Origin of the sequence: Anaeroplasma bactoclasticum, assembly GCF_003550015.1 — a bacterium.
Lineage (GTDB): Bacteria > Bacillota_I > Bacilli_A > Acholeplasmatales > Anaeroplasmataceae > Anaeroplasma > Anaeroplasma bactoclasticum.
The window spans coordinates 1-11,840 of the sequence record NZ_QXEV01000041.1; the positions used below are offsets into that span (position 1 = coordinate 1).

The 11,840-nt window shown below is 32.0% G+C and carries 12 protein-coding genes, 11 tRNA genes and 2 rRNA genes; 24 read left to right on the forward strand and 1 reads right to left on the reverse strand.

Annotation, left to right across the window (positions count from 1 at the left end; translation table 11 throughout):
* The 24 genes from EI71_RS09385 to EI71_RS09500 form a co-directional block, all read left to right on the forward strand.
* A 23S ribosomal RNA gene (locus EI71_RS09385) occupies positions 1–97 on the forward strand; the annotation flags it as partial.
* A gap of 42 nt (positions 98–139) precedes the next feature.
* A 5S ribosomal RNA gene (gene rrf, locus EI71_RS09390) occupies positions 140–252 on the forward strand.
* Positions 253–270: 18 nt separating this feature from the next.
* Positions 271–346: transfer RNA gene (locus EI71_RS09395), tRNA-Val, on the forward strand.
* Positions 347–365: 19 nt separating this feature from the next.
* Positions 366–441 (forward strand) — tRNA-Thr (locus EI71_RS09400).
* Positions 442–448: 7 nt separating this feature from the next.
* Positions 449–524: transfer RNA gene (locus EI71_RS09405), tRNA-Lys, on the forward strand.
* Between the two features lie 41 nt (positions 525–565).
* Positions 566–653 (forward strand) — tRNA-Leu (locus tag EI71_RS09410).
* A gap of 18 nt (positions 654–671) precedes the next feature.
* Positions 672–747 (forward strand) — tRNA-Ala (locus tag EI71_RS09415).
* Positions 748–785: 38 nt separating this feature from the next.
* Positions 786–862, forward strand: a tRNA-Met gene (locus tag EI71_RS09420).
* A gap of 7 nt (positions 863–869) precedes the next feature.
* Positions 870–946: transfer RNA gene (locus EI71_RS09425), tRNA-Ile, on the forward strand.
* Between the two features lie 9 nt (positions 947–955).
* A tRNA-Ser gene (locus EI71_RS09430) sits at positions 956–1,046 on the forward strand.
* Between the two features lie 14 nt (positions 1,047–1,060).
* Positions 1,061–1,137, forward strand: a tRNA-Met gene (locus EI71_RS09435).
* A 4-nt stretch (positions 1,138–1,141) separates the two neighbouring features.
* Positions 1,142–1,218: transfer RNA gene (locus tag EI71_RS09440), tRNA-Asp, on the forward strand.
* Positions 1,219–1,242: 24 nt separating this feature from the next.
* A tRNA-Phe gene (locus EI71_RS09445) sits at positions 1,243–1,318 on the forward strand.
* Between the two features lie 160 nt (positions 1,319–1,478).
* Entirely contained in the window at positions 1,479–2,270 is a 792-nt protein-coding gene (locus EI71_RS09450; RefSeq protein WP_119016981.1) for a diadenylate cyclase, read from the forward strand.
* Between the two features lie 11 nt (positions 2,271–2,281).
* Positions 2,282–2,461 (forward strand): hypothetical protein, encoded by a 180-nt coding sequence (locus EI71_RS09455; protein WP_162849938.1) that lies wholly within the window; start codon positions 2,282–2,284, stop codon positions 2,459–2,461.
* On the forward strand, positions 2,458–4,038 hold the full coding sequence (locus EI71_RS09460; protein ID WP_119016983.1) for a diguanylate cyclase domain-containing protein: 1,581 nt from the start codon (positions 2,458–2,460) through the stop codon (positions 4,036–4,038). The genes EI71_RS09455 and EI71_RS09460 overlap by 4 nt, the downstream gene beginning before the upstream one ends.
* A 1-nt stretch (position 4,039) precedes the next feature.
* Entirely contained in the window at positions 4,040–4,546 is a 507-nt protein-coding gene (locus EI71_RS09465; protein WP_162849939.1) for a 5-formyltetrahydrofolate cyclo-ligase, read from the forward strand.
* A gap of 4 nt (positions 4,547–4,550) precedes the next feature.
* Positions 4,551–5,210 carry an IspD/TarI family cytidylyltransferase gene (locus EI71_RS09470; protein ID WP_162849940.1) on the forward strand — a complete coding sequence of 220 codons (660 nt, stop codon included), beginning with the start codon at positions 4,551–4,553 and terminating at the stop codon, positions 5,208–5,210.
* A complete protein-coding gene (gene ispF, locus EI71_RS09475) occupies positions 5,207–5,680 on the forward strand; it encodes a 2-C-methyl-D-erythritol 2,4-cyclodiphosphate synthase (protein ID WP_119016986.1) in 474 nt (157 codons plus the stop codon). The genes EI71_RS09470 and ispF overlap by 4 nt, the downstream gene beginning before the upstream one ends.
* A gap of 27 nt (positions 5,681–5,707) precedes the next feature.
* Positions 5,708–6,883 carry a GGDEF domain-containing protein gene (locus EI71_RS09480; protein ID WP_119016987.1) on the forward strand — a complete coding sequence of 392 codons (1,176 nt, stop codon included), beginning with the start codon at positions 5,708–5,710 and terminating at the stop codon, positions 6,881–6,883.
* A 21-nt stretch (positions 6,884–6,904) separates the two neighbouring features.
* The gene (locus EI71_RS09485) at positions 6,905–8,092 is read left to right on the forward strand and encodes a GGDEF domain-containing protein (protein WP_162849941.1); all 1,188 of its coding nucleotides are present in this window, start codon (positions 6,905–6,907) and stop codon (positions 8,090–8,092) included.
* A 42-nt stretch (positions 8,093–8,134) separates the two neighbouring features.
* Positions 8,135–8,590 (forward strand): low molecular weight protein-tyrosine-phosphatase, encoded by a 456-nt coding sequence (locus tag EI71_RS09490; protein ID WP_119016989.1) that lies wholly within the window; start codon positions 8,135–8,137, stop codon positions 8,588–8,590.
* A gap of 48 nt (positions 8,591–8,638) precedes the next feature.
* On the forward strand, positions 8,639–9,439 hold the full coding sequence (locus EI71_RS09495; RefSeq protein WP_119016990.1) for a YutD-like domain-containing protein: 801 nt from the start codon (positions 8,639–8,641) through the stop codon (positions 9,437–9,439).
* Between the two features lie 2 nt (positions 9,440–9,441).
* Complete coding sequence (locus EI71_RS09500) at positions 9,442–9,702, forward strand: NifU family protein (protein WP_119016991.1); 261 nt, start codon at positions 9,442–9,444, stop codon at positions 9,700–9,702.
* Between the two features lie 183 nt (positions 9,703–9,885).
* Here EI71_RS09500 and EI71_RS09505 read toward each other — a convergent pair whose 3' ends face one another.
* A complete protein-coding gene (locus tag EI71_RS09505; RefSeq protein WP_162849942.1) occupies positions 9,886–11,691 on the reverse strand; it encodes an IS1634 family transposase in 1,806 nt (601 codons plus the stop codon).
* Between the last annotated feature and the right edge of the window lie 149 nt (positions 11,692–11,840).

Sequence of the window (11,840 nt, forward strand, 5' to 3'; positions counted from 1 at the left end):
TAAGATCCCTTATAGACGATAAGGTTGATAGGCTGGGTGTGGAAGCATGGTGACATGTTCGAGCTGACCAGTACTAATAGATCGAGGACTTAACCTTAACTAATTCGAATAAAATTTTATCTAATTTTCAAAGAAAAGGTCTGGTGGCGATGGCAAAGTGGACACACCTGTTCCCATCCCGAACACAGAAGTTAAGCACTTTTACGCCGATGGTAGTACGTTCGATCGTGCGAGAGTAGGAAGCTGCCAGGCTCTCTCTTTGAAACATATGGAGGACTAGCTCAGTTGGGAGAGCATCTGCCTTACAAGCAGAGGGTCAGCGGTTCGAGCCCGTTGTCCTCCACCATTATTAAATATTAAGGTCTGCCGACTTAGCTCAATTGGTAGAGCAACTGACTTGTAATCAGTAGGTTGTGGGTTCGATTCCTATAGTCGGCACCATTCACATGGTTCCGTAGCTCAGCCGGTAGAGCAACAGACTTTTAATCTGTGGGTCAAGGATTCGAATTCCTTCGGAGCCACCATCCCTTCTTAAAAATTTAATATATGCATATATTAAATACATGCCCTGGTGGTGAAATAGGTAGACACGTGGGACTTAAAATCCCATGCCCTAACACGGCGTGCCGGTTCAAGTCCGGCCCAGGGCACCAACCTTTATTATAAGTGATGGGGTTTTAGCTCAGCTGGGAGAGCGCCTGTTTTGCACGCAGGAGGTCAGCGGTTCGATCCCGCTAAGCTCCACCATTTTTTTTAAAATCAGGTAGATTACTTAGGACAAGAATGGCTTTGTAGCTCAGTTGGCTAGAGCGTCCGGTTCATACCCGGAAGGTCGTGGGTTCGACCCCCTCCGAAGCCACCAATTTTCTGGATCCATAGCTCAGTTGGTTAGAGCTACCGGCTCATAACCGGTTGGTCACAGGTTCGAGTCCTGTTGGATCCACCACTACATTATGGAGAAATACCCAAGAGGCTGAAGGGATCGGTCTTGAAAACCGACAGGTGATGAAAGTCGCGCGGGGGTTCAAATCCCTCTTTCTCCGCCACCTTTTTTAAATATCGCGGGATGGAGCAGTCTGGTAGCTCGCCGGGCTCATAACCCGGAGGTCGTTGGTTCAAATCCTTCTCCCGCAACCAAAATGGTCCGGTAGTTCAGTTGGTTAGAATGCCGCACTGTCACTGCGGAGGTCGCGAGTTCGAGTCTCGTCCGGACCGCCATTTAGGTTTTCTAATTTAATATTCGCCTCGGTAGCTCAGTTGGTAGAGCACAGGACTGAAAATCCTGGTGTCGGCGGTTCAATCCCGCCCTGAGGCACCATTTTTATTTTCAAACCTACCTTTCTTATAGATAAGCACTGACAAAGTCAGTGTTTTTTTTCTTTTTCCGAAGGAAAATCCTTGAGTTCTTATTTTTTTCTTGCTTATTATCGTGTATAATAATAAAAGCAGTAGTATATATTTGAAAGGAGTAATTTCAAATGATTGATGAATTTTTCAATAAAATCAAAACATTTTTCGACCAAAATCTAGTTGCTAGAATGATATTAGATGGTTGGTTGACTTTAATAATAGTATCTGTTTTAGTGCTATTAGCGCTAAAATTTAGAAAGGCTTTAAGCTTAATAATTATAGGTTTAATCATTTTTGCATTCTATGGTGTTGCAAAGTTTTTAAATCTTCCTATTGCAGGTCCTGTTTATACAACTGCGATGGGATGTTACATTCTTGCATCCATCATTATCTTAGCTCCAGAGTTAAGAAAGATTATGGAAGTTCAGCCAAAATCATCGGATCAGCAAAAAGCCTTAGTAGTATCATCTACACAAGCTACTATTGAAGCTGTAACAGAAGCAGTGTTTAATATGTCATCTTTAAAGGTTGGTGCATTAATTACTTTTGAGCAGCATTATTCTTTACAGCAATATGCTGAACGTGCGATTTCTTTAAATGCGGATGTTTCAAGAGAATTACTTGAACAAATCTTCATTAAGGATTCTCCACTTCACGATGGTGGTGTAATCATTCGTGGTAATAAGATTGTCTGTGCAGCCGCATATTATACATTAACTCAGGTAGATTTGGATAAAACAATTGGTTCTCGTCATAGAGCTGGTATTGGTGTATCTGAAATTACAGACTCACTTACTATTATTGTATCTGAGGAAACTGGTGATGTTCATGTTGCAAACTCAGGATTCATGAAAAGCATGAACAACAAAAATGAGCTTATTGAATACTTAAGTACATACTTAGGTAAAACCACTGTTTAAGGAGGTATATTATGAAAGTTATAAATTTAATTATCGAAATCATTACATCCCCTTTTACAATTCTATTCCGTACAAAAGCGCAGAGGAATTTCAGTAAACCAGTAAAACCCTTAGTTGTTTTAGGTATTTCCATTGTTATTACCGCCGCTCTTTTAATGCTATTTTATTATAAGGAGCTATTTAAACTATGATAGACTATATTAACCAAAGTCCATTAATTCCTGTTATTTTTTCTGGACTAGTTGTTATCATTGTCTTATTACAGTGCTTAGTAAAAAGAAAATTTTTAAAGGTAAGATTAATACTATCCTTAATTGTTACCTTTACTGCAGTATTATTATTAGTATTCTTTGGGGAGATTAAAAAACAAAATGAAGCTGTTGGAAACAATTCATATTTGATATTAACCTACTTTGGAATGCTTGCCATTGAAATTAGTGCATTTGCTTTACTATTTAGCACAATTGATTTTTCTATTACAAATGAAAAATTCCAAAAGGCATTGACAACATCCTTAGATGAATCAAAATTTTATGTATTCTTAGACAAAAAAGATAGAGTAAAGGTTATTTCCTCTTGCTTTTTAAATGATTTAGGAATCGAAGAGGCAGATGCATTAAGAAAGAATTTCTTTGATGTCATTGAAATGAAGTATAGAATCATTGGAATGAATTCTGCAGAAGCCCTAAAAAACGACGTAAAGAGATTTTTCTATCATTATGAGAAAAGAGTTAAAGAAGGAGAAAGAAATCCTTTAGAAATCAATATTCAAGCAGATGATGGCCAAGAGGGTTCATATTATTTCATTGAAGACCCAATATTCACTCGAGGAGCTTACCACGGTAGAATTCTTATGGGTGAAATGAAGGATGAAGAATCCTTAATGGGAATGGAGAAGGATTTATCTGAAGCACAAAATGAGCTTGATTTAATCCGTAGTCGTTTTACTACATTACTTTATAAAACAAACGATGGTATTTTCTTTAATAATATTACAAATCATTCCATTTGGTTTAATGATGTATTAGTAGAAAAACTATCCTTAAATGGTAATTCACTTGATGCAGAAGAATTCTATTCCAATATGCATCCAGATGATATTGCTTTATATCAAAGCGTATTAAATTCTAATCGTGGCGAGGATTATGAGGTTACATATCGTTACAATACAGGAAGCTATTATGTATATGTAAAGGAAATTGGCCAAAAAATTAGTCAAAATGGTACTGTAGAATTCTGCGGTATCATGAATGTTGTTGATGATTTCCGCTACGAAAAGACAAATACAGTATTAGATTCTGTTGGTAATGAAGCAGAACTAATGAATCGCTATAAGCAATTATTAAGTGAAGAAAATAATGTATTTATGGTTGCACACTTCCGTGTTGCATCTATTCCTGAAATAAATGAAAAATATGGCAGACCTGTTGGTAATATGATGCTATCACAATATGTAGCATATATTAAAAAGAATTATGTAACAAATAGTTATATTTATCGTGTATCTGGATTAGAGTTCGTTGCCTTTATTACAAGCTATAACCGTATGGAGGCATTAAAGAATTCTTTAATTAATGAGGAGAAGATTTTACATGTTAGTGCAACCTATGCAAGTGAAAAGGTTGCAACAGAAGTATATATGGGTATTTCCTATTCGAGTGACCCAGGTAATAGAAAGGATACTTTAGAGCATGCTAAATATGCATTAAAATATGCATCAAATCCTCAGTTTAAATCATCTTATGCATTCTATAAGGATGTGAAGTAGCTTGCAAAAGAAGGAAGCTAGAGCTTATGCACTTTCTTTAAGAAAGAATAAGGATAAGCATTTATTAGAGAATTATTTAGTGGAAGAGATTATAAAATCCGATGTATTAGCAAAATATAATCATATTGGTATATATTACCCTATAGGAGATGAAATGAGTGTATTAAGGCTTTTATCCTACTATCCGGGTAAAAGCTTTTATCTTCCTATAACAAAGGATAATTTATCCTTTATTGAATATAAATTAAATGATGAATTATATGATGGTCCTTTTCATACAAAAGAGCCTAAAGGGCATATAATTGATAGAGATTTAATTGAATGCTTTATTATTCCTTGTGTAGCTATATCAAAGGATAATAAAAGATTAGGCTATGGCAAAGGATATTATGATAAATACCTAGCAGGCTATAAAGGATTAAAGATTGGAGTTTCTTATAAAGAGGCTTTATTAGATATTGAAATGGAGAGCTTTGATTTAAGCTTAGATCTTGTATTTGTGGGGTGATCTTATGGTAAGTGTAGTTCTTCTTATGGCTGGAAGAGGAACAAGAATGGGATATGAAAGAAATAAGATTTTATTACCTTTTGGTGATAAGTATTTATTTGAATTCCCCCTAAATACATTTTTATCCTTAGGATATGAGGTCATATGTGTTATTTCAAAGGAAGATAGCGATATTATTATTCCGCGTCTTCCTGCAAAGAATGTTAAATATGTTTATGGTGGTGCTACAAGACAAGAGTCTGTTTACTTAGGCTTAAAAAAAGCAACAGGAGATTATGTTTTAATTCATGATGCTGCAAGAATGTGGGTTAGTGAAGATTTAATTCATAAGATTATAGAACAAGGAAAAGAAATGACTCCTGTATTAACATACACAGAAGTAAAAGACACTATTAAAGTAGTAGAAAATGGTAAGCTAAAAACCCTAGATCGTAAAAGTTTAATTGCTGCCGCAACCCCTCAAGCTGCCTCCCTTACGCTATTAAAAGAGGTATATGAGGCTGCAGTAAAGGATAATTTTACTTCAACAGATGATATGTCCTTAATTGAAAAATATCATCCTGAAATAGAAATTAATCTTGTTAAGGCAGATGAGGAGATATTTAAAGTTACAACCCCTAAAGATTATGAGATTGCTAAAGAAATCTGGAGGAAGAAATTATGATAAGGATTGGTCATGCCTGGGATACACATAAATTAGTTGAAGGAAGAAAACTAATTTTAGGTGGAATAGAAGTTAACTATCCACTTGGCCTTTTAGGGCATAGTGATGCAGATGTAGTATTACATGCAGTTGCAGAGTCACTACTTGGAAGCTTAGCCTTAGGTGATTTAGGAACATTCTATCCAGATAATTCAGATAAAACATTAAATATGGATTCAAAGATTATCCTTCGTGAATGCTACAAAAGGGTATTGGATTTAGGATATCATTTAAATAATTTAGATTTAACAATATATTCACAGAATGTAAGAATTGCACCAATTCGTGAAAGTATTCAAGAATCAATTGCTAAGATACTAAATGTAGATAAGAACATAGTATCTATTAAGGCAACAACATGGGAGAAGATGGGATTTGTAGGTGAAGGTTTGGCCTTAGCTTGCGAATGTGTTTGTTTAGTTGAGCAGTAAAAATTTATTTGATTTGAGGTGAGGCCAATGTTTTCAGATTCAATAAATATAGTTGAAATTATTATAGCGGATTCATTAGGTCTTTTAATTCTATTCATTTGTGCATTTGGAAGTATGTATAGAGTAAAATCTAAAACGGCAGAAGGTAGATCCGTTTTGATTCTTATTATTTCTCTATCCTTATGCTGTATATTTGAGACATTAGTTTCATTTATCGATGGAAATAATGGAATAGTTCCACAAAATGATTTTACAAGATTTGTTAATATCTTTGGAAATACAATAACCTATATAGGTAATATATTAATGTCTGCTTGTTGGGGTGTATTTTTAATAGCACATCTAAATGGATTTGTTAAAAAAAGAAGATTGATTATTTTATCTTGTGTATTTGGAGTTTATGTAATCGCATTAATAGTTAATTGCTTTGTTCCATTTATATTTGAGGTGGATTCATCTGGTGTATATCATAGAAAAGATATTGGCTTTATATTTAATGTGCTTGTTGCTGTTTCATTATTTGTAATAGATCCAATAATCAGTTTTATTCGAATAAAAAGAAAGGGAGGTCTTTTAAAATTCTTCCCAATTTGGTTATTCTATATTCCTGCAATTACAGGAATTATAGTACAAGTTTTATATTATGGTATTTGTTCTATTTATGTGGGTTTAGCCTTAGGTCTATGTGGTATTTTAATGGCTTCCCAAAACGATATGATATTTAGAGATAAGCTAACAAGCTTATATAATAGATATTATTTGGATAGATTAAGAGAAAGAATGGTAGGAAGACACGGAAATGCAACATTCACTGCAATGATGCTAGATTTAAATGGATTTAAACAAATCAATGATAATTTTGGACATCAAGCAGGAGACGATGCATTAGTTACTACAGCGAATATTTTAAGAGGTATAGTTGGCTCTTTAGGTACAGTTATAAGATATGCCGGAGATGAATTTGTAATTATCCTAAATGTGAATTCAGAGGAAGAGGTTTTTACTAAGGTTAATCAAATAAGACAGGAATTTAATGCCTTTAATGAAAAGCATTTAGCTCCATATACATTATATGTTTCTATAGGCTATACAAAAGCGAGCCTTAAAAATTCAACGATTGATGAAATCATGAATGAAATAGATCAAAAGATGTATGCAGATAAAATGAGGCAACATGAGCTTCATCCCGAATGGGATAGATAAAAAGAAAGGATGGTGATTGTAATGTTTTTAGCAATTCCAAATTATGTATCAATATTAGTTACGAATACAGTTGCAGTATTTACTTTGCTTACCGTTGGAATTGGTAGTTCCTATAAGCTTAAGGACAACTCAAAGGAAAGTAAAACATTAATCGCCATGATGATTTTTATTGGATTATCTGCAATTATAGATCCCATTGTATTCTTAGTTGATGGTAATTCTAATATTGTTCATGAAGTAAATGGATTCTTTATATTTATCAACCATTTTGGAAATGGTGCGATGTATTTACTTAATTTATTAACTGTTATTTCTTGGAGTATATTCTTAGTATTACATCTAAATGGAGATATAAATAAAAAAAGAATTATAGCCTATTGCATAATTATAGGAATAGAATTAACTTTACTTTTTATTAATATTTTTGCACCATTTATGTTTACTGTTGATTCTAATGGAGTATATCAAAGAATTGATAATGGTTTATTTGGATTTATATTATTTAGTGTAATCGATGTATTGGTTCTAGCAGAAAGTGTGCTATTATTTCTAAGAATTAGAAGAAGAGGTGGAATTCTTAAGTTCTTCCCTATTTGGGTATTCTTAGTACCCACTTCCTTAGGAATGCTAGCCCAAGGAGTATATTATGGTATTTCAACAATTAGTGTTGGCTTTGCTTTGGCAGTATCTGGTATGCTTATGAGTATGCAAAATGATTTAATATATTGTGATAATCTTACAGGATTATATAATAGATATTACCTAGATAGATTAAAGAAGAAAATGATGAAATCTGGTAAAAATGCTGAATATACAGCAATGATGCTAGATTTAAATGGATTTAAGCATATTAATGATGCTTATGGTCACCAAGAAGGAGATAATGCATTAATTAAAACAGGACAATTATTAAGAAAAGCAGTTTCTTCTTATGGTACAGTTATAAGATATGCAGGTGACGAATTTGTTATTATATTGAATACTCAAGTTGATTCGATCATTAGAGAAGTAGTTCATAGTATTTATAAGCAGTTTTCTATTTATAATAAGACACATAGTGTTCCATATATATTAACTATTTCTATTGGCTATTCTAAAGCGGATTTAAATAATTATACTATTGATGAGCTAATGAATGAAATTGATCAAAAAATGTATGAGGATAAAGAAAAACAAAAAGCCAACATGGTAAAAAATGATGTAGATTAAAACTGAGGAAATCCTCAGTTTTTATCTAAAATAGAGGTTTATATGATTAAGGTTTTATTTGTATGTCATGGAAATATATGTAGAAGTCCTATGGCTGAATATTTATTCAAAGATATGGTAAAAAAGAATAATCTTTTGGATAATTTTTATATTGAGTCTTGTGCAACATCAAGTGAAGAAATTGGGAATCCCATTCATTATGGTACTAAAAGAATATTAAATTCTTTAGGAATAGATTCATCTAAAAAGCGTGCAAGAAGAATTACAAAAGAGGATTATGATAAATTTGATTACATAATTTTAATGGATGAAGAAAATAGATGGGGACTAAAATATATTATCCCATCAGACCCTAAAAATAAGATTCATACTTTATTATCCTATGCTGGATTAAATAGAGATATTAAAGATCCTTGGTATACAGGAAACTTTACGGAAACCTATAACGATATTATGCTAGGATTAAATGCGTTTTATAAGTATCTAACCAAAGAATAATCTTTGATTTATCGGTTGAATAGTGTATAATAGTGGCGGTGAAAAAATATGGTATTTAAATGTGCAAAAGGAATGTTTGAGCTAAAAAGAAATTATAGAGAAGCATTCAATTTAGAAGCATTCCAATCCAAATATCTTGAGGAATACTTTGACAAGGACATGTATATAGTTGGAGATATATCTTCAGAAATCCTACGTTTAAAGGGATTTAACACAGACCCAAAGAGTGAGAATTACTTTGGCTTTATTGAGGATTATTTAGAGATTTCTTGTGCCTTTGGTTGTCCTTTTTTTGTTTTGCGTAGAGTAAAAACAGAAGAGGAATATCATAAGCTAGAAAAAGAGAATGCTCCTATCGATACAGAAGATGATCGTATTACGATTCATCCTATGCAAAAGGAGAATTTTGATAAGGAATCTTTAGTTTTAAAAACAAGCCAAAAGGGAAAGCCAAATATTGTTATTGATCCAAGAAAAATAAATGCTATTCCAAAGGGTGAATTACCCGAGGATTTAAAGGATGATACAGATTCATCTAGCACATCCAAGAAAAAGGATAGTAAAGAACAAGAGGAAAAGCCTGTTGTTACACAAACCTTTGTCTCTGCAAGTGAGGGCTTTGATCCATCCAAGATGAAAGATAGAAGAAAGAATAATGACTTTAAGGATCGTAAAAAGAATAATAATAACAATAACAGGGATAATAAGCCAAAGCCTCAAAAGGATCTAGTAAAGGAAGAAAATCAAGGGGATACCAATAATCGCCAGGGATTCAATAAGAATAAGAATCATTTCAAAAAGAATAAAAATTTTAATGGTCCAAGACCAGACAAGAATAAAGGACAGTAGTTATGGAAAACAAAGGTAGAACAACAGAAGAAATTTTAGGTGACATCGACAAAGTATTAGATAAGATTCGCCCTTATTTAAATAGTGAGGGTGGAGATATTGAAATGCTAAAGTTCGAAGATGGCATTGTATATGTAAAAATGATGGGTGCTTGTGTAGATTGTGGAGCACTAGATTCTACTTTAACCGATGGGGTTGAAGCACTACTTATGGAATATGTTCCTGAAGTTATTGGTGTAAAGAACGTAGTAGATGAATTATAGAAAAGGCTATCTCCTCAAAGTAGGAGATTTTTTCTTTATTTTTATTCTTTATAATGATATAACCCGAGTTTGCCAGTTGATATATAAAGAAATCCAGTAACATTTGGCTTGGTTACTGGATTTTTTGCCTGTTGAGGCCATTTTTTATTTTGTTTTTTTATGTACCTACATTTGTACCTACAATCACAATTTTATGCTTACTTTAAGCTTTCTAAGTTCAGCTGGTTTATATAATTTTGCCGGAATATTGATATTGAAGGCATTAAGGATAATAGATAAATCTTTATCATTAATATTATTAAATCTAAAGTATTCATCATTCATTTTATCTATTGTCCACTTGTTTAAAGAATTAATGATTCTATTTGCCGACATACCTTCTTGCCAGTATTTATCATCATCTTTTTCAAAGTCTGGTAATTCTTTAATCTTATATTGAATTATTCTTAATATTAAAAGTGAAATGAAACAAATAATTAGATGAGCATTTATATGTTCTTTAGTTCTAACAAGAATAGGTCTAGTATTTAAGTCGCCTTTCATTATTCTAAATTGATCTTCAATTTGTGATAATCCATGATATTTATCAATTACTTCAGTATCTGGCATATTAAGCTCAGAAGTAACTATTTTATAATATCCCATCAATGAATTGAAAGAGTTAACTTTATCCATATCTAACATAGCTTTAAGCTTATGTGAATTAATTAGTTCCCCTGTATCTATGTTTTCAACATCAGACTTTAAGAATTTCTTTAAATCTTTAGCTTGAGCTTTTGAAATTCTAAATGATTCTGGAGAGTTTTTAAGTTTTTCAATAAAATCTAGGAAGGATTTATTTTCATGTTTTTGTCTATCTTCAAATCTTTTAGACCAATAAACAACTTCCTTTTCGGTAATTTCTTTTATATTACCAAATTCATCTTTTACTTTTTTATGAATTATTCTGGATTTATATTTAAAATCATTAGAAGTATAGATATATCCATTATCATCTAGTAACCATTCTTTATCTTTTTTAGTGCTTTTTAAAATACTTTTACTAACAATATAACCATTCCCTAAAGAAGTAATATGTAGAAGATTGGGATAGTTCGTCATTCCTCTATCACCAACGAATATAAATCTTTCATATTTCATATCATCTATGGATGACTTTAAGGCATCAGTAACAGTTTGGTGATCTAAAGTGTTTCCTGGAAACATTTCAATTGATATAGGAAAGCCTTGTTCATCCATAAATAGCCCCATTTGAACAATAGGTAATTTTCTTTCTTCCTTAGAGACACCCATTTTACGTATTCCTTTTTCGTCATCGGTATCTTCATCTGGATCTTCGATTTCAAAATAGAAGTTCGTTACATCATAGAATACTAAGGATGACTTACGATTGAATTTGTCTACCATAGCTTTATTTAATGTATTAAATATAGTTTTACGATATTTATAGACAAAATCTAATGAATCATAAACATTATATTCATATGGATTGTCGATGATAGGTTGATAGTAATCATCATTTTGACCTATAGTAGCAATCTTAGAAGCTGGGTTCAATAATCTACCATATACTAATAATCGAATAAAACCGACTAAATCAAATTCGATTTTATATTGAGCTTTATAATGAGTGAATAAATCTATAAGACCAATTTCTTTCATGATTTGTTCGATTAATATATGAGAATATAATTTAGGAGAGCCAATTAAATAAGGATCACCTTCGGTATATTCTAGTTTATAGTGTTCTAAAGGTTGATTTTTTTCACAATATGGTTTTAATGAATCAATAAGAGGAGAACCAACCTTGAAAGATTCTTTTAATCTTTGGACATAGTCAGGCTTACCATCATCAAATTTAGATAAAGGTCCGATATTTAATATTAATTTCTTTTTGGCAACTTTAACTCCATTAGCGTTAGGAGCTCTATAAGATTCAACTAATCTTAAATAAGCAGTACCATTATTAGTACATTTTTCAATATACATAAAAATCACCCCTATACTTTAGTATATACCGACATAAATATTATACCATAAAATATAGGTTATTGCAATAAAAAAAGGCAATTATATATAAAATATATAAATTACCTAAAAAATTTCTATTATAGATTAAATTAAGTGGCAAAGTCGGG